We start from the raw sequence: 22177 nt of genomic DNA on the forward strand, positions 1-22177 counted from the left end.
CTCTGATGGGAGTATATCATATCCCGGCCATTGTGCTTTTTGTGGGGTCAGGTGGATGTCCGTTGCCGCCGATATCAGCCCGCCTTGCGCGGATTGGCGGACAGTCTGTCCAGCAGGCGGTCGTAATAGGGATCGTCCTGCTCAATCTGCATGGGCCGCTGAAAGCGCATTTTGGCCCGCGTGATCATAAAGCGCACCCTTTGCATCTGGCGCACGCGCTCCTGCTCGTCCTCGCACTGCTCCAGCAGATCCACAAGCCTGTTCAGTTCCTTGCGCTCCTCAAGCTCTGGCGGCAGGCAGCCAGCATTGCGCAGTATCTTGTAGGCCATACGCATTTCTTCCGGCACATGGCTCAGGTCTTCAATCTCAAGGGGTTTGCCAGCGCCGGGCAGGTTGTCAAAAGCCCCTTGCGACAGGGCTTCCTCAATGCGGCGTTCCGCCACAAGCTGGATGACAGACCAGGGATTGGCGTCACTCATGGGCATCCTCGTCCGGCGGCAGGGCGTCTGTTTGCGGGGCAGATTCCGGGCTGTCGCTCCACAGTTTTTTCCATTCCATAAGCAGGCGCAGGGCGTCCAGCGGGCTGAGTTCATCAGGATTAAGCTCGCGCAGCAGCAGAACAAGCGGGTGTTCCGAGCGCGGCGGCGCGGCGGCAATCTCCGGCAGTTCCGGCTCTTTTTTTGCTGGCTCCGGCAGGCTCAGGCCCGGCAGGGAGACCGCAGAAACCACGGTTCTTCTGGCGCTGTCGCGCCCACGCTCAAGCCCCTGCAATATGGCTCTGGCCCGCTGCACCACGGGGCCGGGCACACCCGCAAGGCGGGCCACCTCCACGCCGTAGCTGCGGTCTGAAGGGCCGGGAACCAGCTTGTGCAGAAAGAGAATGTCGTTGTTGTATTCGCGGATGGCGATGTTCATGGTGAACACGCCCGCAATGCGGCCTTCCAGGGCTGTCAGCTCGTGGTAGTGGGTGGCAAAGAGGGTGCGCAGGTCGCCGCCAGCCCGCTTAGCAAGGTCTTCCACCACGGCCCAGGCCAGGGCCACGCCGTCATAGGTGCTGGTACCACGGCCAATTTCGTCCAGAATCACAAGGCTGCGGCGGGTGGCCTGACGCAGAATGCGGGCCGTTTCCATCATTTCCACCATAAAGGTGCTCTGGCCCTGCGCGAGGTTGTCTGATGCGCCCACGCGCGAAAACAGCCGGTCTACCAGCCCAAGGCGGGCGGCGCTGGCAGGAACCATGGAACCCATCTGCGCCAGCAGGCTGATGATGGCAACTTGCCGCAGCACGGTGGATTTACCGGCCATGTTGGGGCCTGTGAGCAGGCACAGGCGGCGTCCGGCATCAAGGCGAAAATCGTTGGGCACAAAATTGGCGCGGCCAAGCATGGCTTCAACCACAGGGTGCCGCCCCTCGCGGATGTCCAGATTGGCCTCTGCGTCAAGCTCCGGCCTGCACCAGTTGTTGGTGCGGCCCACCTGCGCAAGGCTCTGCCAGTAGTCGAGCTGGGCAACCATATCCGCCGCGTGGATGATGCGTTCGCGCTGGGCGGCCATGTGGGTGCGAAGATCCTGAAACAGCGAGTACTCCAGCGTCTTGCGCTTGTCTGCGGCAGACAAAAGCTCTTCTTCAAGCTCTTTCAGTTCCACCGTGGTGAAGCGCTCGGCATTGGCAAGGCTCTGGCGGCGGATAAAATGGAAGGGCGCAGGGCCGCTGTGAGCCGCGCGCGTAAGCTCGTAATAATAGCCGAACACACGGTTAAAGCCCAGCTTGAGCTTGCTGATGCCTGTTTTTTCCTGTTCCTCGGCCAGCATGTTCTGGAGCTTCTGTTCGCCGTGTTCCGCCAGATCAAGCAGGCGGTCAAGTTCCGCATTATAGCCGGTTTTGAACAGGCCGCCCTCGGTAATGACCGCAGGGGGGCTGTCCACCAGGGCGTTTTGCAGCAGGGCCGCGTAGTCTTCCATGTTGTCCCACGACTTGACCACATCGGCAACGCTCTTGGGCATCTGACCCGCAGGAGCGGAAGTTGTGTCAGAATTCGCCCCGGAAGGTGTGCCAGCCCCTTGCAGGGCGGCATACACATCCGGCAGGGCCGCAAGGCTGTTGCGCAGGGCAATAAAATCGCGCGGCGCGCCCTGATTCAGGCTGATGCGCGTGGAGAGCCGCTCCAGGTCGTAGACATTTTTCAAAGCTTCGCGCAGTGCGGCGCGGCGGACATCGTCCGCATGAAAAAAGGCCACAGCGTCCTGAACGCGGGTGATGGGGCCAAGCTCTCGCCAGGGGTGGCGCAGCATGTCTTCAAGCAGCCTGCCGCCCATGGGAGTCATGGTGTCGTCCAGCACATGGCGCAGGGTGCCTTTGCCCTTGCGGCCATTGAGGCGGCAAAAAATTTCAAGGTTACGCTCGGTCACATCGTCAATGAGCAGGCGGCGGCCAAGATCAAGGGGGACAAAGGGCATGAGGTGGTCGGGGTTGCGCATCTGCGTCTGGCTCAGATAGACCAGCAGCGCGCCGCAAGCCCGCATGAGCTCCGGCTTGCCTTCCAGTCCAAGAGCGCCAGCCTCGCGCACGCCCTGAGCGGCCACAACGCGCTCTGTGGCGCGTTTGAGGTCAAACTGGGGCGCGGGCATGCGCACAAGCCTTATGCCTTCCAGAATGCACCGTTGGGGCGGCTCGACCCCTTCCGGCACCAGCAGTTCGCGCGGGGCAAGTTTTTGCACCCACTGCCACAGTTCGGCCTCGCGCTTGAACTCAACGCCAGACCACTGGCCCGTGGAAATATCCGCCCAGGCAAGGCCGCCAGCCCCACCCGAGGCGGAGGGGCACAGCGCCCCCAAAAAGTTATGGCTCTTGCTGGCGAGGTTGGCGTCTTCCAGCACTGTGCCTGGCGTGATAACGCGCGTAACGGCCCTCTTGACCAGCCCCTTGGCGGCCTTGGGGTCTTCTGTCTGGTCGCAGATGGCAACGTGGTAGCCCTTGTCGATGAGCTGGGCCACGTAGCCCTCCACCGCATGCCACGGCACGCCGCACATGGGGATGGGGTTTTCTGCGTCCCTGCTGCGGCTGGTGAGGGCAATCTGAAGCTCGCGGGCCGCGACCTTGGCGTCTTCAAGAAACAGTTCATAAAAGTCGCCCATACGGTAGAACAGCAGGGCATCGGGGTGTTCGGCCTTGATGCCCATGTACTGTTCAAACATGGGAGTCAGCTTTACGGGGGCTTCAGACATAATAATTCTTGGGGTGATGGTGACGGTTGCGGATTACCGCAGCCATAAAAAAATTGTGGCGCTGCCCAGACCCTCAGCCGAACAGCGCCACAAAGCGGATTGCAAAAAGTCTAGTGCTGCTTGTCAGGATCCGGAACCAGCGATTCTTCGGCGGCAACAGCCGTTGCGGCAACGGGGGCCATAGACGCGGGCTGTGCGTCGGCCTTGCCGTTCTTGCTCAAGAACTGCGAGCGGGCTGTGTCTGCGCCAAGCTTTTTCTTGGTTTTTTCCAGTTCGCGCTCAAGGCTGCTGATCTGCCATTTCTGTTTCATCAGGCGGGCGGTCAGATTGACCTTGTCCCACACCAGAAAGCCCAGAGTCATCAAGGCGCCACAGGCGAAGGCCGCGATGACCAGAAAATAGAAGGGCAGGGCGATGGAAGACATGGCGGGAATAAAGAACAGGTTGAGCGTGAGCACCATGCTCTGGGAGAGCGCGCCCTGGTTCTGAAAAAAGAACACAAGAGCGAGGAAAAAGAGGATGGCGAGCAAAAATACTTTGATATACCGCATAGACATACTCCTCAGGCTAAATAAAGCTATCTCAAAAAAACTTCACGGGCTTTTTGAGAATGCCGCATCGCCCAAGAGGGCACAGCATCGCGCTCTCCAGCCGGTCTTTGTCGCCCCCTGCGAAAAAGACAATCCCCGCCACAAGGTCATGCAGCCCTTACGAGCCGCAACCTTCCTGCCCGGGCGTGGAAGCGGCGCGGTCTTGCTTGCCATTGGCCGCGCCATTCGTGAAATACGGTTTCAGTGCCGCATAGGTGCGGCTCAAGTGTTCGGGCATGGTGCGCACTTCGTCAAACACTGCCATGAATGAAGAGTCGCCCGTCCAGCGCGGCACCAGGTGAAAATGCAGGTGTTCGCGAATGCCCGCGCCCGCTGCCTGCCCCTGGTTCAGGCCGATATTGATGCCTTCACAGTTAAAGTGCTGCTTTAAGATCACCGTGCACTGCTGTAAAAGATCCATGATTTCATGGGTTTCTTCCGGATTGAGGTCAGCCAGCAGCATAACGTGCCGATATGGGCACACCATGATATGCCCGTTATTATACGGGAACTTGTTCATGATGACAAAGGCCATCCGGCCTCTGTGCAGTACCAGGCGCTGCTCGTCATCCGCCGTATGCTCGGGGAGGCAGAACACGCAGGAGTCTGGCTTGGGGCCAAGAATGTACTCAATGCGCCATGGAGCCCATAGTTGTTTCATAGTTGGTTTCTATACACCTCTTATAAACGCTGGGCAAGTGAAGAATTCCGACTGGTTTGTTCTTCATTCCCATTGCCGGATTTTGCAGCGATACTGCACACGAGGCTGCGCGCCAGATCCATCTGCTGCTCTGGCGTTGCGGCCGTGCCGTCAAGTTTGGCTGCAAGCACGGCGTCCAGAATGCGCCCAAAGGCGGGGCCGGGTTCCAGCCCCATGATGCGCAGGTCTTCGCCGCTCACATCCGTCTTTTCTTTGCGCCACTGGGTAATGTAGCGCGAAAGGTTTTTTTGCAAGGCGGCGTTGCTTGTGTCTGCCATGAGGTAGAGCAGGCATTCGAGCGAAAGGGGCCGCAGCAGGGCGCACAGGGCGCTGATGCTCTCCTTGCCTGCCTCATGGTCTTTTTGCCACGGCTCCAGCTTGCCGCGCACCACGCGCATGTGCTCTCGCTGGCGCAGAATGTCGGCCCGCCGGGGTTCGGGCAGGCCCATACGCTGATAGTGATTTGCCGTATCGGCATAGCTCATGTTGTGGTTGAGGGCCAGAAAGAAGGCCAGCCAGGGTTGGGCTGCCTCTTCAAAATATAACAGCCTGTACCACGTGAGCGTTTCCTGAAGCCGCAGCAGCAGGTTTTTGCGCGTGGGATTAAGCGACAGCATGGGAGAAACCGCCTCCAGCACGCCAAGCTGGTCGAGCCGCGCAATGCAGGCCGAAGGGTCTTCCTCATCGCAGATATGCTGAAATTCGTGGAACAGCCGAAAGCCCGAGAGCTTGTCCATAAGCTTGAGCTTGAGGGCGTTCTTGATGAGCTTTTCCGTACCTGACCCGATATGGAAGTTATAGCGCTGCTCAAAGCGTACAGCCCTGAGGCAGCGGGTGGGGTCTTCCACAAAGCTCAGGGTGTGCAGCACCCTGATGACGCGCTCCTTGATGTCGCGTTGCCCGCCGAAAAAATCCACCAACTGGCCGAACGGTTCGCAGTCAAGCCGCACAGCCAGCGCGTTGATGGAAAAATCGCGGCGGAACAGATCCATCTTGATGGACGAAAGCTCAACCGTGGGCAGGGCCGCTGGGTATTCATAGTATTCAAGGCGCGCCGTGGCTACGTCGATGCGGGCTTCGGCCCCTGCGGCATCGATGTAAATGACCACCGAGGTGAGGAACTTCTGGTGTTCGCGCACACGCCCGTTGAGTTCTTTTGCCAGCGCCCGCGCAAGGGCTATGCCGTTGCCCTCCACCACCAGATCAATATCCTGGTTGGGGCGCTGGAGCAGAAGATCGCGTACAAAGCCGCCCACGGCATATACCGGCAGCCCAAGCTCCCTGCCCAGCCTGCCCGCAAGATGCAGCATGTTGCGGCTGGCAAGGGGCAGTCTGTCCTGTATGAGTTTGCCGAGGTTGCGCTCCTTGCCGCCGGTGGTGCGCGGTTCCGGCATATGGCCCGGCTCCTGCGCAAAAACATTGATAAGGTCGGTGCGCGTGACCACGCCGACAACCTTGTCGTCTTCCACAATGGGCACAAGGCGCTGGCGGCCCCCCACGATGGTTGTGGTCAGATCCTTGAGCGTTGCGTCTGGCGGCAGGGTGGTGATTCTGCGGCTCATGTAGTCTTCAACCGTGGATGCGCCAAGGCCGTGTGCGCTGGCCCGCGAGGCCGTGAGGGCATCCAGCAGGCCGATGCACTGGCGGGTATCGGGCATGAAGACCGGTACGGCCTTGAGCCCGAAGTGGAGCATGAGTTCATCCGCCTCATGAATGGTGGCGGTGGTCTCAATGCCCACTGCTGGCGAAGACATATATTCGCGCGCGGTTTTATCGGGGTAGGCCTGGGCGTACAGGTGGCGCAAAATCATATCGCGCACTTCATGCACTGTCATGGAGCGCACGGAGGCCGAAGCCGCGTAGGCATGCCCGCCGCCGCCAAGGGCCGCGCAGATGTCGCCCACGTTGATGGCCTCGTTGCGGCTGCGGGCCACAACCTGGATGCGGTCGTCCATAAGCCCGATGGCAAACAGCACCGGGAATCTTTCCATTTCCATGAGGCGGTGGGCCAGATAGGCAAAATCACCCAGATAATGCTCCATGGCCGCTTCTGAAAGCGTAACCTGAACATTGTTGATGTTGTACGTCTGGGTGGATTCCAGCAGGCTGTTCAAGGCCTGAATGTGCAGGCTCGTGAGCTCGTGGGCCGCCAGGGCATCAATGCGGTTCACATCCATGCCCTGCCCGAGCAGCCATGCCGCCGCCATAAAATCGGCCTGCGTGGTTGAAGAGTAGGTGAAAGAGCCGGTATCGCCATAAATGCCAAGACCCAGCAGGGTGGCATCGTCCGCGCTGAGGCTGAGGCCCCGCTCCGAAATGGCCTGCACAATGAGGCTTGTGACAGAGCCTATGTGCGCCATGTGCGTGTGCGGGCTTGTGATGTCGTCCGTGGAATCCGGGTGGTGATCCCACAGCTCCACGGTTACGTCATCACGGTCGAGCAGTTGGGCCACATGGCTTATGCGTCCACGCTGGCGGGTATCCACAACCACAAGGCGGGTTATGGACTCCCACGGAATGGCCGGAGTTTCCACAATGCCCAGCGCCGCCGTATCCAGCCCGGCAATGAGTTTTTGCAGGCCGCGCTCCTGCGTGCCGGGAAAGAGCAGCACATGCGGGGTGTAAAGAAAGCGGGCCGCCAGCATGGCTGCAAAGGCGTCAAAATCTGCACTTGCGTGGCAGGTGATGAGCGTTGTCCCGGCTGTATGCTGCAACGTAGAGGCCACAGATGCGGACGCCGCCTGTGGGGTGGTTTCCGGCGCGGGGATCACTGGCGGCTCCGGGGGTGGAATTGATGGTGTATGCCGCGCAGGCGTTCGGCCTGCACATGGGTGTAAATTTCTGTGGCGCTTATGTCGGCATGGCCAAGCAGCATCTGCACGGCGCGCAGGTCTGCGCCGCCCTCGAGCAGGTGCGTGGCAAAGGAATGCCTGAACGTGTGCGGCGAAATGGCGCGGCGGATGCCCGCTTCGAGCGCGTACTTTTTAACCATTTTCCACACGTACTGGCGCGTCAGGGCACGGCCCGAGCGGTTGACGAAAAGCTGGTTGCCTGTGGGCGCAAACAGGGGCCTGCATGCGCTGATATAGTCTGCCAGCATCTGCTGCATAAGGTTGTGCAGGGGCACCAGCCTTTCCTTGGAGCCCTTGCCAAAAACGCGTACCAGGCCGCGTTGCAGGTCAAGATCCGGCACGCACATGGTGCACAGCTCAGAAACGCGCAAGCCTGCGGCGTACAGAAGCTCAAGCATGCAGCGGTCGCGCTTGCCGCTTTTGTCGCGCAGGTCTGGCTGGGCAAGCAGGGATTCCATTTCGTCCCTTGTCAGCACCTCCGGCAGGTGCTGGGGCAATTTGGGGTTTTCCAGCAATTCAGCGGGGTTTTTACGCAGCCTGCCTTCTTCAACTGCAAAGGCGAAAAATGCCCGCAGGGCAGAAAGACGCCGTGCAAGGGTGCGCCCTGTGTTCTGCCGTGCGCGCAGCCAGGCAAGGTACAGAAAAATCTCCTGCTCATCGGGGTCGGGCAGGGATTCTTCCGCCGCGCCCTGAGCCAGTTCCTGCCGGTACAGAAAAAAACTCTCCAGATCCTGCCCGTAGGCTTCAACCGTATTGGGCGAAAGGCCGCGCTGGGCCAGTAAAAAATCCCGCCACAGGGGTAAAAGGGTTGCCAGGGCAGGGGCTTTGGTGCGTGGATGTGCCATGCGCCCATGCTAGCCGCCTTACCGCAACGGAGCAAGCCTTTTGCAATCAAAACCGCCCGGATGCGTTGGATGCGGTGGGCTTTATCCTTTCCGCGAAAAAAGATATGCTGCAAACCTTGCTAAAAAGCGGGCTGAACCTATCTGAAGGAAACCTGATGGCAGATCAAACAAAGCTGCGGGCCTACGTGAGCCTTGGCTCCAACTGCGACAACGCGGCAGAAAAACTTGCAGCAGCGCTGGACGCCCTTGCGGAACTGCCGGAAATGGGCATCGGCGCAGTATCCCCCGTCTATCGGACAGAACCGCAGGAATACACGGAGCAACCCTGGTTTCTTAACCAGGTTGTTGAACTTTTTCCCGGTGATAGCTGGCGGCCTTGCAGCCTTGTGGACGCCCTGCTGGACATAGAAGCCAGGCTTGGACGGGTGCGCAGTCCTGACCCGGTACTGCGTTTTGGGCCGCGCGTGATTGATGTTGACCTGTTGCTTTTTGGGCAGGAGCGGAGCACCGATCCTCATTGCCTTGTGCCGCATCCACGGCTGACGGTGCGGGCTTTTGTCATGCGGCCATTGCTTGATATTGCGCCCCTGATCGTTGTAGACGGCCTGCCCGTAAGGGATTGGTTGGCGCGTACAGTATGCCGCGTGGAAGGGGACAGAATTTTTCAGTGACTGGTGCCGCCCTCTGTGATACTGTTTCCAACGGCTTTAATATGCCTGAAAGGGCTGCACTCCAGCCTTACGCGACCCGTGCCACGGGATTAAGGAGCATAACAAATGGTAAAGTGGCTTATTCTGATTTTGGCGGGCTACGCCCTATATCGCCTTTTTGCCAATGATCTGAACAAGAAGAAAAAGGAAAACAAGCAGGAAAGCGCTGCTGAAATGGAGCGTAAGGTTGCCGCTGGCGAAATGGTCAAAGACCCCGAATGCGGCGCGTATGTGGCCGTTGATGGCTCTATTTCCGTGCGTGACGGCGAAAAAGTTCACCGTTTCTGTAGCTACGAATGCCGCGACAAGTTCCTGCAACGCCTTGAAGAAGGCGGCCGGGAACTGCCCCCCCGCGAAGAATAGTCTTTTTCAGCGTATCTGGAACAGGCCATTTTGTTCCCTTATGCTTCAGATAGTTTGCTGGGCATGATGTGATTTTGTGCAGGTAGCATAAAACCGCCCGCCGGGATAATCCCAGCGGGCGGTTTTTTTGCGGCCTATTGCTGCCAGTAAGCTCTGTCGTTTCCCATTGTGCCCGCATAGGTGTGCCGGGCATGCCGGGCGGCTTCTTCCCTTTCCTTTTCCTTCTCTCTGGCGATAGCCATGAAAAGCCGTATGCGGTTGAGCTGATTGGCTTCACTGCTGCCGGGGTCGTAATCCAGCGCCATTATGTTTGCCTCCGAGCGCTGACGGCGCACGGCCTTGAACGCGCCGCGCCCCACCACGTGGTTCGGCAGGCAGCCAAAGGGTTGCAGGCAGAGTATGTTGTTTGTGCCGTGTTCGAGAAACTCCAGCATCTCTGCGGGCAGCAGCCAGCCCTCGCCGGCGCTGTTGCCAAGGGACATGACGCTTTCGCCCAGCCGGGCCAGATCGTCAATATGCGCCACAGGCATGACGTGGGCGCTCAGGGGCGAGGTGTTGAGCGCGCCGCGCATGTAGCGGCGCACACCTTCAATGCGGCGCATCACAAGGGCATTGCCCAGCGCAGCCCAGGCGCTGCCGCCCTGATAGCGCCAGTCGTACACGGCATCCCGCAGGCAGTAGAGCATGAAGTTGGCAAAGTCCGGCAAGAGCGGTTCGCCGCCTTCCTGTCTGATCTGTTCGACAATGTGATTGTTGGCGTCTGCATGGTAGGTCAGCAGAATTTCGCCCACAACAGCCACCCTCGGCTTGGGGGCCAGAGCCGTGCGGATGGAGGCAAAATCCTGCACCAGGCGGGGCAGCAGTTGCCGCAGGGCGGTTTCATCGCCTTTACGCACTACCGGAATCAGGGTTTGCAGCCAGTGCTGCACCCTGTCTTCGGTTTGCCCTACATGGCATTCGTAGGTGCCCGTAAACAGCGAAAGCCTTTGCAGCATGTCGCCGGCAAGCATGCCAAGCAGCATGCGCCAGAGCAGGGCGCGGTCTGGCCGCAGGCCGGGCTGGCTCTCTGACCCCGAGGCATTGAGCGTGAGCACGGGCACCGGGTCGTAGCCGTATTCCATAAGCGCCTTGCGCAGCAGGGCCGGATAGTTGCTGGCCCGGCAGGGGCCGCAGGTCTGCGAAAGCAGCAGTGCCGTGCGGCGTGGATCAAGACCGCCATCGCGCAGAGCCTGCAATAGCTGACCGATAGCCACGATGGCCGGGTAGCAGGCATCGTTGTTTACATAGGCCTGCCCAAGACTCACGGCTTCTGTGCTCACCGTGGGCAGCAACTGGATGGTGTGCCCGCTGCCCGCGATGGCCTGGGTCATGAACGGCAAATGCAGCGGGGCCATTTGCGGCACAAGAATGGTATGCGTGGCCGCATCACGTTTGCTGAATACCGGCGGCGCGTGGGAAACGGCGGTTGCGGTGCTGCCTCCAGCCTTGTTGCGGCTCACTGCCAGCAGCGAGCGGATACGAATACGCGCAGAGGCCAGGGCATTGCCCTCGTCCATCTTAATGAGGGTATACAGCTTGCCGTGGGCGCGCATAAGCTCCCGCATCTGGTCGGCGGTGATGGCGTCTATGCCGCAGCTAAAGGAAGTCAGTTGTACGAGTTCCACCCGCGCGTTGCCGTGGTCTGCCTCGCAGGCCCACAATCCCGCCCGGTAGAGACGGGCGGCGTATGTCCATTGGTTGCGCGCCCGCAGGGGAAAGGACATGCGGTGGCCTGTCCAGCTGCGGGGCATGGCGTCCTCGCTGATGACCGCAGCCCCAAGCGAGGCGATGAAGTCGGGCAGGCCGTGGTGCACCTGCGGGTCAGCATGGTAGGGGCGGCCAGCCAGAACCACCAGAACGCCCTTGTTGCGCAGGGTTTCGGCATAGATGTGTTCCGCCTCGGCGCACAGTTCTCGCAGGTAGTGCGCCTGCTCGTGCCGCGCCGCCCGCACTGCGGAGCGTACCTCGCCCCTCGGCAGGTTGAATTCGCGGCAGAGGTTGCGCACAAGCGATGCCGTGTGCGTGAGGTTTACAAAGGGCGAGTGCATGACGGCCCCGGCATCCTTGAGTTCCGGCAGATTCTCGCGCACCACCTGCGGGTAGCCGCAGGCCACCGGGCAGGAGAAGGAATCGCACATTTCGGCAAATTCCTGCGCCTCGCGCGGTATGCAGGGGAAGAAAATGCTCTTGATGCCGCTTTCAAGCAGGGCCAGCACATGACCGTGCGCCAGCTTGGCCGGGTAGCATACGCTCTGGGAGGGCACGGACGACAGGCCAGCCGCAAACAGGGCGCGGCTGGTAGGCGGCGACACTTCAACCCGGAACCCCAGCGAGGTAAAGAGGGTGAACCAGAAAGGGTAGTGCGCGTAGACGTTCAGAACTCTGGGGATACCCAGCCTGCCGCGCGGCGCGGATTCAAGGGGCAGCGGTTCGTAGCGGAACAGGCGCTGGTTTTTCCATGCCACAAGGTTGGGAGCCGTGACGGTTGCGCCACGGCGCGCCTCGCTGAACCTGTCGCACCTGTTGCCCGCGATGTGGCGTGAACCGTGCGAAAAGCGCGTTTCTGTGAGCAGACAGTTGTTGCCGCAGTCGCGGCAGCGAAAGCTGCGCGTCCGCATGGCCAAACCACGGATAAGCGGGGCAGTGATGGAAGAGCGCACGCTGACGCATTCCGCCTTTTCCAGTGATTCAAGGGCCGCCCCGTATGCGCCCATAAGGCCGGAAGCCGCAGGGCGGTGCACATGCCGTCCCAACGTGCGCTCCATGGCGCAGAGCAGGGCGTCATTGAGGAAGGAACCGCCCTGCACAACCACATGCTCACCCAGTTCTGCGACATTCTTGATGCGCAGCACCTTGTCCAGCGCATTGCGCACAACAGAATAGCAAAGCCCCGCCGCTATGTCGGCAATCTGCAAGCCGTCTTTCTGGGCCTGCGTGACGCGCGAATTCATAAAAACAGTGCAGCGCGAGCCAAGGTCTGCCGGATGCGCGGCGTACAGGGAAATATCCACAAATTCCTGCATGCACAGGCCAAGGCCACGGGCAAAGCTCTCAAGAAAAGCCCCGCAGCCTGCGGAACAGGCCTCGTTGAGGCTCACGTCGCTGATAACGCCATTATCCACCTTGAGGCATTTCATGTCCTGGCCGCCGATGTCTATGACATAGCTGACCTCAGGCACTAATCGCGTGGCCGCCTTGAAATGGGCCAGGGTTTCCACCAGCACTGTGTCCACGCCAAGGGCGGATTCCGCCAGATGCGCGCCGTAGCCCGTGGCCCCGGATGCGGCAAGCCATGCGCCGTCAGGAATGCGTTCAAGCATGTCTGCCAGCGGGGGCAGCAGGGTCTGTAAGGGATTGCCGCCGTTAGAGGCGTAGCAGGAATCAAGAATGCGCTGTTCGCTGTCTACCAGCACGGCCTTGACCGTGGTTGACCCCAGATCCAGCCCTAGAAACAGTGGTCCACGGGCCTGCCGGATATCTGCTGAGGGCAGCACGTTGGCTGTGGCGTGGCGTTGGCAGAAGCGCGCGTATTCCGCGCTGTCGGCAAACATGGCAGGAAGGATTTTTTCTGCGGCGACCTTGGGCGCGTGCGAAAGGCTGCTGGTGCGCCTGGCAAGATCGGCCAGATCAAGCGGTTCGGCCTCTGTTTCGTGTTCTTCAAGCGACACGGCGCAACGCGCAGCGCCAATGGCGGCTGTGCACTGGGCATAGGGCAGGTGCGCAATGTGCGCCTCCGCAAGATCAAGATTCCTGATGAACAGATTTTTGAGCTCGGGCAGAAAGTGCAAAGGCCCGCCCAAAAAGGCAACCTTGCCGGCAATGGGCCTGCCGCAGGCCAGCCCGCCGATGGTTTGCTCCACCACCGCCTGAAAGATGGAGGCGGCGATATCTTCACGCGGGACGCCGCCGTTGAGCAGGGGAATAATATCCGTTTTGGCGAACACGCCGCAGCGCGAGGCGATGGGGTAGAGCGTGGAATGCCTTGCCGCCAGATCATTGAGGCCGCCCGCATCCGTGCTGAGCAGACGGGCCATCTGGTCGATGAAGGCTCCGGTGCCGCCTGCGCACGATTCATTCATGCGCAGTTCCACATCCTGCCCCAGATAGAGCAGCTTGGCGTCTTCGCCGCCCAGTTCCACAGCCACGGAAGTATCCGGCGCAGCATAGGAAATGGCGCGGGCTGTTGCCAGCAGTTCCTGAACAAAGGGGATGGAGAGCTGATTGCTGAGATCAAGAGCGCCGGAGCCTGTCATGGCGCAGCGCACGGTGGCGGAAGGGTAGAGACGGGAGACTTCGGCAAGCAGGGCTGCCATGGTGGCGCGAACTGCCGTGCCGTGACGGCTGTAGCGGGTTTCGGCAACAGAGCCGTCGCCGTTCAGCAGCGCCAGTTTTACTGTGGTGGAGCCAATATCAAGGCCGAGATAAAAGAGTGGTGGAGACACGTACAAGTCCTCACATGAAACAGGTTTATGTGATTTGGGCCTGATGTCTTCATAAAGCTGAAGCAGAAATTATTTACTTTCTTTCATGAATTCAGGCTACACTTGAACGTCAAAAGAATTCAAGCCCCTTTGCATAAAAAAATTGCGGCCTGCTGATTTTAAACCATCCACTCTTGGAACGGTTCAAAATCTACAGGCCGTAATTTTATCAGCGGGAGTAAAAAGGGATATTGAAACGCTAAACTATACTTTGCTGCGACAACTACTGTTGCGTCATGGAAGCATCAATGCGACCAGTGACGTTGTCCTTGATCCACTTGGGGTCAAGCCACTCAAGGGGGGTCACTTCCACGCCGCCCACCAGAATGCCAAAGTGCAGGTGATCGCCAAAGGCAAGGCCTGTGCTGCCGGTATGGCCAATGAGCTGGCCTCGCTGCACCACATCACCCACTTTTACAACCTGATCGTTGAGGTGGGAGTATATGGACATGAGGCCAAGGCCATGGTCAATGACAATGAGGTTGCCGTAGATGCCAAGGTTGCCGCAGAAGACCACGCGGCCGCTATTGGCGGCGGGCACCTCGGCATTGCGCACCGAAGCAAGGTCAAATCCCAGATGATAGGATTCGCCCACGGGCTTGCCCTGATAGTTGAAGAAACGGTGGTCGCCAAATCCGGCGCGCGGGGCAGAGCGCGGCAAACGCTCAAAAACGCCGCTCCACAGCATGGCCGCGGCAGTGTCCCGCCCAATTTCGCGCAAGGTCTGCACATTGGCGGCGCGCACCTGATTGTTGATATACAGGTAACACTCCAGCGGGTTTGCGGCATCGGGGGCCAGATCGCGCAGCTTGCTTTCAACCGCCATCAGGAAGTTGTCTGTCACTTCAATGCTGTCGCTCTTGAACGTTCTTTCAAAGGACATGACTGTGAGGTGGCTCTTGGTGACATTGCCCGCAAGGTCTGTGGCCGTTATCTCAACGCTGTTCTTGTAGTCTCTGGCGGTCATTGTGTACGGGAAAGGGAAAAAGCAGAGATAGCTGCCGTCTTTTTGCATGTAGCCGGGCACAAAGTAGCCCGCCACCAGAACGCCGCTGCTGCTCACATCTTCATCAATGGTGTAACGCACTACAGCGGTGCCGCCCCTGCGCACATTGGGGGGCAGGGTTTTGACAGAAATGCGCGGGGGCTGCGTATCGAGGCGCATGGGCAGCTGAACCGTGCGGGTGTTGCCCTGGCCGAATCCGGCAAGCGAGCCGTCCGTAGCCCGGATTTCAAGCTCAAAAGCACCTTCGCGCAGGTTGGCGTCCTTCATGGGGACTTCCACCTCGCGTTCAGGAATGTACTGGTCAAAGTGCTTGCTGTAGATGACGTTGAGGACGTTGTTCTTGCGCACGCCTACAGAAATGGAGCGGATGCCCGAAGGATCCTTCATGCGTACTTTGAGTACGCTGGCAGGTGATATCCTGCCGGTATTTGGCGTGACGTCAACGGTAGGGCCGTCAAGATCTTTAAAAAAAGTGTAGCCGCCCAAAACCAGAATGGCGACCACTATAATACCTAGTACCGATGAAAACAAACTTCTTTTACGCATTGCCGACTCCTCATTCTCGCTTCCCGAAGGGTTGCATAAAGAATGGCAAGTTTCAAGGAAAAGTCTGGAACTTGTCTTGATATATCTTCAAGCCCCCCGATGGCGCATTGACTTGGCAGGAAAAATCTGTTTTCACTTCCGCAGTATGCAGTACAGCAAATATTCTGCGGCTGGGGGCACGCCCCGTGAGCCTTCTCCGTCCGTGGACCCAAAACGTCTGCGGCGCAGGATGGTGCGCGAGCAGCTTGAAGCGCGCGGAATCAGCGATCCGGCAGTGCTGGGGGCCATGTTTGCTGTGCCGCGCCATCTTTTTGTGCAGGAAGCGCTGCGCGCCCAGGCCTATGAAGACACGCCCTTGCCCATCGGCTACGGGCAGACCATTTCCCAGCCCTACATCGTTGCCCTGATGACCCAGCTGCTTGAAGTGCAGCGGGGGATGCGCGTGCTTGAGGTCGGCACCGGCTCCGGCTATCAGGCCGCAGTGCTTGCCACCATGGGCTGCACGGTCTTTACCGTTGAGCGCATGCGCGAGCTGTATCAAATTACTTCAGGCCTCTTGCGGCAACTGGGACTTAGGGGTATCCACATGCAGCGGCGTGACGGCACGCTTGGCATGCCCGAAGCCGCGCCATTTGACCGCATCATCGTTACTGCCGGCGGGCCGGAAGTGCCGCGTCCCCTTGTTGATCAGCTTGACGAGGGCGGCATCATGCTTATTCCTGTAGGGTCAAAGCCCCGCACGCAGCGCCTTGTGCGCGTGTGCAAAGAACAGGGGCGCGTCAGCTCCGAAGACCTGGGGCCGGTAGTTTTTGTAGATCTGGTGGGCGATCACGGCTGGTAGATACGCCGCCGTAAGCGTCCGCTACAATTGAAGGAGATGTCATGGGATCCTGTTCATCCTGTTCTTCTGCGTCCTCTTGCTCCAGTGCAAAGAGCAATGGTGGCAACGGAGAGTGCAATGACCCTATGGCCAAGCAGGACCGCGTAATCGCTGACCGCTTGGGCCATATCCGCCACAAAATATTTGTCATGAGCGGCAAGGGCGGCGTGGGCAAAAGCTCCGTGACCGTCAACACCGCAGCGGCGCTGGCGCGGCGCGGATTCAAAGTCGGAATTCTTGATGTGGACATGCACGGCCCGAGCGTGCCCAACCTGCTTGGCCTTACCAGCACGGTTGAGATTGACGAAGCCACCCAGCTCATGATTCCTGCCGCCTATGACGAGAACCTCTCCGTCATTTCAATGGATACGTTCCTGCAAGACAAGGATCAGGCCATTCTGTGGCGCGGCCCCAAAAAAACTTCGGCTATCCGGCAGTTTATTGCGGACGTGAAGTGGGGCGACCTGGATTTTCTGCTCATTGACTCCCCTCCAGGAACGGGCGATGAGCACATGACCGTCATGCAGTCCATTCCAGATGCCCTGTGCGTGGTTGTGACCACCCCGCAGGAAATTTCGCTGGCAGACGTGCGCAAGGCCATCAACTTTTTGCAGTACACCAACTCCAACGTGCTTGGCGTGGTGGAAAACATGAGCGGCCTTGTGTGCCCGCACTGCCATCAGGAAATTGATCTGTTCAAGAAGGGCGGCGGCGAGGATCTGGCCAAGCGCTACGGGCTCAAATTCCTCGGCGCTGTGCCGCTGGATCCCACAACGGTGGTTGCGGCTGACAAAGGCATTCCTGTGGTGTACCTTGATGCGGAAAGCGCAGCCAAGAAAGCCTTTCTTACCTTGGCAGATTCTATTGCCACTGCTGCCGATGGCAGCCTGGAAGCCCTTGCCGGTTCGCGCAGCTAGTTGCGCCGCTGCGGGCTTGTCCCGATAGAATGCAGGCTTCCCTGGCGGCTGGTGCACGGTCGCCGGGGGAGCTTTTTTTCTCCTTTTCTCCCGTGTTCTTTTGTGGTAACGCTTTAAAAAATTCGCACGGAGCGCCTGAGAGGAAAAATGCTTAATCTTGCTAATAAAATTACACTGTTACGCATTTTAATGACCCCTCTGGTTGTTTTGCTGCTCTATTTTGAAGGCCCGATGACCTGCATTTTGGCTACTCTGGCCTTTATTTTTGCGTCGCTTACCGACTGGGCTGACGGTTATATTGCCCGCCGCTCCAACATGGTTACCAGTATGGGCAAGTTTTTGGACCCGCTGGCCGACAAAGTGCTGATATGCTCGGTGCTGATCATGTTTGTGAAGCTGGACTGGGCGCCCGCCTGGGTGGTTATCATTATTGTATGCCGCGAGCTGGTGGTAACCGGTCTGCGTGCCATTGCCATTGACGAGGGCATCGTGCTTGCCGCCGACAAGTTCGGCAAGGCCAAGACAGTGCTCCAGATTTTTGCCATTGTGCCTCTTGCCCTGCATTATCCCTTGTGGGGTATGGATCTGCGGCTGCTTGGCCTTGGGCTGCTCTACACGGCACTGGTGCTGGCCGTTGTTTCAGGGGCCAACTATTGCTATGATTTTTACCGCCATACGCGTAAACAGGCAGGCTAACGGGAACAACGCATGAGTACGTTGCAGATCCGCCTGAAAAACTGCATCCAGACCATTCTGGAGCTGGAGCCCGACATGCGCGCCGGGGTCTGGGGCCGTCACTTTGATCAGGAGCTGAACACCCTCAAGGATTATCTGCATCAGGTAGACCAGATGAACCTTGCGGAAGAAGACGTTACGCGGCTTGAAAAAGCCACGGCCACCTTTTTGGCCGAACTGCGCCTTTCAGCGGGTAACGGTTCTCAACCTCAACGGCTGCTGCAATAATGTTTTGGCGTACCTTTATTCTGGTTGTGCTGGGCCTGGTCAATGTGGTGTTTTTTGCCCGCATGGTCTGGGGCCCCACTGGCCTTATTGAATACCGTGAACTCAAGCACCAGTACGCCGAGCTTGAAAAGCAGATTGCAAGCCTTGATGCGGAAAACCTCTCTCTGAGCCGTGAAATTCGCCTTTTGCAGTCCGACAGCCAGTATATGGAAAAAGTCATTCGTCAGCGCCTCCACTATATTCGCGATAATGAGGTGCTCTATCTTTTTGGCGATATGGCGAAAACGGGGCGGGAGCAGAAACCATGACGGAAAAAATTGAATGGTATAAAGAAGTCCTGGAGCTTGAGCCCAATTCCAAGGTCTTTTTCCCTCTGGCGCGTCTGCTTTCCGAAGCTGGTCGTGCAGATGAAGCCGTTGAAATTCTGGAGCAGGGGCTTGCCCGGCACGAGGAATTTCTTGAAGCCAGGCTTTTTCTCATAGAGCTGCTGCACACCGCCAATCGGCTCGAAGCCTGCGAAAAGCAGGTGGGCAGGCTGACAAAAATGTTTTCTACCTATGCAGGCTTTTGGCAGGCATGGGCCGCATGCATCAATGCTGCTGGCGATGCGCCTGATACTGCTGCCGTGCTGCGTTTTCTGGCCCTCAATTTTTCAAAGGGCCCGGTATCATTGCACGAGGTCATCAACCAGGGGCTGGCCTCCCTGTCTGGAGCTGGAGCCGCTGCTGGCGCTAGGTCCAGTTTGCAAGCGCGTTCCGAGGCCGCCATCCCTGCTGCTGGCCCATCCGCACATGAGGCGGCATTTGCAACAGCTTCAACGTCTGCACACCAGGCAGTAACTGAGGCCGCTGCGCCTGTGGCAGAAGCAGCTGAGCAACTCGTTGCCGCTCCCGTTCTGGCAACAGCCATGCATGACGCGGATGCCCAGCTTGATGCTGATGTTCACATTGATGACGTTGACGCTCACGATCCCATTGATTTTGATCCTGATCTTGCCATGGCGGACGATGAGGCCCTGCCAGCAGAATTGGAAGACGGCACCCCTTCCATGCTGGCTCGCGGAGCAGATGCGTATGCCGCATATGCTGCCCCGGTTACCCAGTCCGAAGCTGTTGTTGTAGACGATGCAGATGAAGGGGAGGAGCGTTTTTCGCTGCGTACCCGCTCTATGGCCGAAGTGCTGGCAGAACAGGGTGACATCAAGGGGGCACTTGATATTTACCATGAGCTTGCTGCCGCAGCGGTACATCCGGAAGAAAGCGCTGATTTGCGTCAGCGCATTACTACGTTGACTGCGCGACTGGGCAACGCCCAGACGGTAGATCCTGTCCAACCCGCTGCAACGGCAGAACATGCCAGCGGCAAGGACAAGCTGATAAGCATGCTTGAAGCTTTGGCTGAACGTGTCGAAGCCAGGGCGCACAGTTAATGAGGGAGAACACTGTGTTGAAATCATATGTGCGTTATTTCTTTTTGCTGGCATTTGCTGCATCTCTTGTAACGGGTTGCAGTTCATACCAGCCCACCAAGAACGTCTGGAAATCCACAAAGTCATTGTGGAACACCTATGTGAGCCCCCCGGCCACCGTGGATTTTGAAGAAAAGGGCACTCTTTCGCCCCAGGCGCTTTCCCTCACGCACAGCATGATGGGTATTGACGTTGAGCTGAGCCGCCTTGAACGGACGATGCTCAATGCCGATAAGCCGCCAACGCGCGAGTGGCTTGCTTCCTTCCTTACCTCCTTCCCCTGGGTCAGTGGTTTTGCAGGGGTGAAGTACGATGGCACCATTTTGGGTCAGGAACCTGCCAATCCCATGAAGCCGCTGGATTTCATTCCGTTGCTTTACGAGGACAAAAAGCAGAGCACACGCGCCCTGCGCGCCGATGTGCAGAACTCGTCCTTTGGGCCTGAAATTCTGCTTGCCTCGCCGCTCTATGACGGGACGGAATTCCTCGGTGTTGTTGTTACCAACTTCGATATGCGTTCGCTCATGCAATACTCCCACACTCCGCAGGATGTGGTCATTCTTTCCCCGCAGGCATTGCTCTGGCCCGGAAAGTATGATTTCGCCTCGACCCCGCTTGCTGGCGTGAACTGGGACGAAGTTACCGCAAAGAGCACTTCCGGCATCTGCACCAACGTGAACGGCACCTTCTACTATAACGTGCGCTTCCTGGGTAATGTGCCTCTGGTCTTTGCTGTGGCCGAGTCGGGCAATTTCCCGCAGGGCAATGGCAGTGTGGAGCAGGGGCTCGCATTCTTCCCCAAGGATCGTCCCAAGCTTACCCCGCCGCCTCACGAAGTGCGCAAGAACAAGAACCGCTTTGAAGAAGGCCTGAACGTGGACGTTACGCCTGAACAGGCCACAGCCACTGCTGATCAGCCCTCTGCCAAGCCTGCTGGCGGGGCGGACATTCAACCCGGTAGCAAGGACAGCATACTGCTCAAGCGTAAAAATGCCGAGCGCCGCAAGGTGCAGGAACGTCAGCTTGCAGGTGAAAATGCCTCTGTTGACCGCGCACCCCGCGCTTCTGCACCCAAGAGCAAGGAAAAGCCGCCTGTCGGCCTTGGCATAGCGCCTGATGAAGATGCCGCAACCTTGCCGGGCGGTCGTCCCAGCCCCTTTGGCCCCAAGGATGGCGATGATGCTGCAAAGCCTGCCGACTCCGGCAGCGCAGGCAGCGGCAAGACCGACGCCCCCGCTGAGGCGCCATCTGCTGCCCCGGCAACCGCCAAGCCTGATTCCGCTGCTCCGGCTGGCGAAGAGCCAGCGGCACTGCCGGGCGGGCGGCCAAGCCCCTTCGGGCCACGGAACTGACGCATTCTGGATTAAACTTGCGCCGCCCCGAGGCGGCGCAAGTATTTTGGAAGATGTGCATCCTGAAAAGTCCGCATGCTGGCAAGCCGTCTTGTCATGCAATTTTTTTGCGGCGGAAGATTCGTAAAGTTTTTTGCTGACTTGGCGGGTTTTCCTTTTCAGGGGTAAAGGCTCAATTGTTCCTCTCAATTTTCTGGATGTGTAAGGAGCCCCCAATGGCTGACATCACGGTTACGGAACACCTGCTGCTGCATCAGAAGCGTAGCCCCCAGGCAACGGGCCAGTTTACTGGTCTTCTGTACGACCTGATCCTTTCGGGAAAAAGCATTTCCCGTCGTATCGCCAAAGCTGGCCTGCTTGATATCCTCGGCGGCACGGGCGAAGTGAATGTGCAGGGTGAAGATGTGCAGAAGATGGATTCCATCGCCAATCGCATCCTGCTTTATCGCATGGAGCGTTGCGGCGCTCTCTGCGCAATGGGGTCGGAAGAAGAAGCTGAACTTGTACGCGTGAGCAAGGATTTTCCGCGCGGAGACTATATTCTCATTTTTGATCCTCTTGACGGGTCGACCAATATTGATGTGAACATCAATGTCGGCACCATATTCTCTATTTTGCGCAGGCCCGAAGGCCATACCGGCGAGGTAACGCTGGATGAAGTGCTGCAACCCGGCATCAAGCAGGTAGCAGCTGGGTATATTCTGTACGGCCCGTCCACCATGCTGGTTCTCAGCACTGGGCAGGGCGTGCACGGTTTTACCCTTGATCCTGGTGTGGGCGAATTTTTGCTGTCTCACCCAGATATGCGCATTCCCGAACAGGGGCATATTTATTCGGTCAACGAAGGCAACTGGAAGAAATGGGATGCGCCAGCCCGCGATGCCGTCAACTGGTTCCACGGTTGCGAAACTTCGGATGGCAAGCCCTATTCTTCGCGTTATGTGGGCGCGCTGGTGGCCGACTTTCACCGCACGCTCATCAACGGTGGGATCTACATGTATCCGCCCGATGCCAACAAGCCCAATGGCAAGTTGCGCCTGATGTGCGAGGCCAACCCCCTGGCTTTTCTTGCAGAACAGGCTGGCGGCAAGGCGAGCGACGGGCATGGCCGCATACTTGAAAGGGTGCCGGACAAACTCCATGCGCGCACACCCCTGTACATCGGCTCGACGCTGGATGTTGAGGCTGTGGAAAAAATATACGCCCGTCACGCGGGCAGATAACTTTTGCGGCAACCCCC

18 protein-coding genes are annotated in these 22177 nt (G+C 58.7%); 10 read left to right on the forward strand and 8 right to left on the reverse strand.

Going from position 1 to position 22177, the window contains the following annotated elements:
• Positions 1-74: 74 nt before the first annotated feature.
• The 6 genes from G449_RS0107565 to xerD form a co-directional block, all read right to left on the reverse strand.
• Positions 75-479: a DnaJ family domain-containing protein gene (locus G449_RS0107565; protein WP_022658703.1), complete on the reverse strand. Its 405-nt coding sequence runs from the start codon at positions 477-479 to the stop codon at positions 75-77.
• Positions 472-3225 (reverse strand): DNA mismatch repair protein MutS, encoded by a 2754-nt coding sequence (gene mutS, locus G449_RS0107570; RefSeq protein ID WP_022658704.1) that lies wholly within the window; start codon positions 3223-3225, stop codon positions 472-474. The genes G449_RS0107565 and mutS overlap by 8 nt, the downstream gene beginning before the upstream one ends.
• A gap of 110 nt (positions 3226-3335) precedes the next feature.
• Positions 3336-3776, reverse strand: coding sequence for a LapA family protein (locus tag G449_RS0107575; RefSeq protein ID WP_022658705.1), 441 nt, complete (start codon positions 3774-3776; stop codon positions 3336-3338).
• A gap of 157 nt (positions 3777-3933) precedes the next feature.
• On the reverse strand, positions 3934-4476 hold the full coding sequence (locus tag G449_RS0107585) for an HIT family protein (RefSeq protein ID WP_022658707.1): 543 nt from the start codon (positions 4474-4476) through the stop codon (positions 3934-3936).
• A gap of 20 nt (positions 4477-4496) precedes the next feature.
• A complete protein-coding gene (locus tag G449_RS0107590; RefSeq protein WP_027180801.1) occupies positions 4497-7229 on the reverse strand; it encodes a CBS domain-containing protein in 2733 nt (910 codons plus the stop codon).
• 53 nt (positions 7230-7282) lie between these two features.
• Positions 7283-8212 carry a site-specific tyrosine recombinase XerD gene (gene xerD, locus G449_RS0107595; RefSeq protein ID WP_022658709.1) on the reverse strand — a complete coding sequence of 310 codons (930 nt, stop codon included), beginning with the start codon at positions 8210-8212 and terminating at the stop codon, positions 7283-7285.
• Positions 8213-8367: 155 nt separating this feature from the next.
• On the opposite strand from xerD, the gene folK reads away from it, so the two are divergent.
• Positions 8368-8883, forward strand: coding sequence for a 2-amino-4-hydroxy-6-hydroxymethyldihydropteridine diphosphokinase (folK, locus tag G449_RS0107600; RefSeq protein ID WP_027180803.1), 516 nt, complete (start codon positions 8368-8370; stop codon positions 8881-8883).
• 105 nt (positions 8884-8988) lie between these two features.
• Positions 8989-9285: a TRASH domain-containing protein gene (locus G449_RS0107605; RefSeq protein WP_022658711.1), complete on the forward strand. Its 297-nt coding sequence runs from the start codon at positions 8989-8991 to the stop codon at positions 9283-9285.
• 134 nt (positions 9286-9419) lie between these two features.
• Here the strand turns inward: G449_RS0107605 and G449_RS16465 are convergent, their stop codons facing one another.
• Both G449_RS16465 and G449_RS0107615 read right to left on the reverse strand, forming a co-directional pair.
• Positions 9420-13766: an acyl-CoA dehydratase activase gene (locus G449_RS16465; protein WP_022658712.1), complete on the reverse strand. Its 4347-nt coding sequence runs from the start codon at positions 13764-13766 to the stop codon at positions 9420-9422.
• Positions 13767-14028: 262 nt separating this feature from the next.
• A complete protein-coding gene (locus G449_RS0107615) occupies positions 14029-15357 on the reverse strand; it encodes a M23 family metallopeptidase (protein ID WP_022658713.1) in 1329 nt (442 codons plus the stop codon).
• A gap of 229 nt (positions 15358-15586) precedes the next feature.
• On the opposite strand from G449_RS0107615, the gene G449_RS0107620 reads away from it, so the two are divergent.
• The 8 genes from G449_RS0107620 (at position 15587) to fbp (ending at position 22160) form a co-directional block, all read left to right on the forward strand.
• Positions 15587-16198: a protein-L-isoaspartate(D-aspartate) O-methyltransferase gene (locus G449_RS0107620; protein WP_027180804.1), complete on the forward strand. Its 612-nt coding sequence runs from the start codon at positions 15587-15589 to the stop codon at positions 16196-16198.
• A 41-nt stretch (positions 16199-16239) separates the two neighbouring features.
• A complete protein-coding gene (locus G449_RS0107625) occupies positions 16240-17154 on the forward strand; it encodes an Mrp/NBP35 family ATP-binding protein (RefSeq protein ID WP_022658715.1) in 915 nt (304 codons plus the stop codon).
• Positions 17155-17301: 147 nt separating this feature from the next.
• A complete protein-coding gene (pgsA, locus tag G449_RS0107630; protein WP_022658716.1) occupies positions 17302-17850 on the forward strand; it encodes a CDP-diacylglycerol--glycerol-3-phosphate 3-phosphatidyltransferase in 549 nt (182 codons plus the stop codon).
• A 12-nt stretch (positions 17851-17862) separates the two neighbouring features.
• On the forward strand, positions 17863-18117 hold the full coding sequence (locus G449_RS0107635; RefSeq protein WP_022658717.1) for a hypothetical protein: 255 nt from the start codon (positions 17863-17865) through the stop codon (positions 18115-18117).
• Positions 18117-18425, forward strand: a complete 309-nt coding sequence (locus tag G449_RS16470; RefSeq protein WP_022658718.1) for an FtsB family cell division protein — start codon at positions 18117-18119, stop codon at positions 18423-18425. The genes G449_RS0107635 and G449_RS16470 overlap by 1 nt, the downstream gene beginning before the upstream one ends.
• Entirely contained in the window at positions 18422-19546 is a 1125-nt protein-coding gene (locus G449_RS0107645) for a tetratricopeptide repeat protein (RefSeq protein ID WP_022658719.1), read from the forward strand. The genes G449_RS16470 and G449_RS0107645 overlap by 4 nt, the downstream gene beginning before the upstream one ends.
• 14 nt (positions 19547-19560) lie before the next feature.
• Positions 19561-20937: a hypothetical protein gene (locus G449_RS0107650; protein WP_027180805.1), complete on the forward strand. Its 1377-nt coding sequence runs from the start codon at positions 19561-19563 to the stop codon at positions 20935-20937.
• A 215-nt stretch (positions 20938-21152) separates the two neighbouring features.
• Entirely contained in the window at positions 21153-22160 is a 1008-nt protein-coding gene (fbp, locus tag G449_RS0107655) for a class 1 fructose-bisphosphatase (RefSeq protein WP_022658721.1), read from the forward strand.
• Positions 22161-22177: the final 17 nt, after the last annotated feature.

Origin of the sequence: Desulfovibrio desulfuricans DSM 642 (assembly GCF_000420465.1) — a bacterium.
GTDB lineage: Bacteria > Desulfobacterota > Desulfovibrionia > Desulfovibrionales > Desulfovibrionaceae > Desulfovibrio > Desulfovibrio desulfuricans.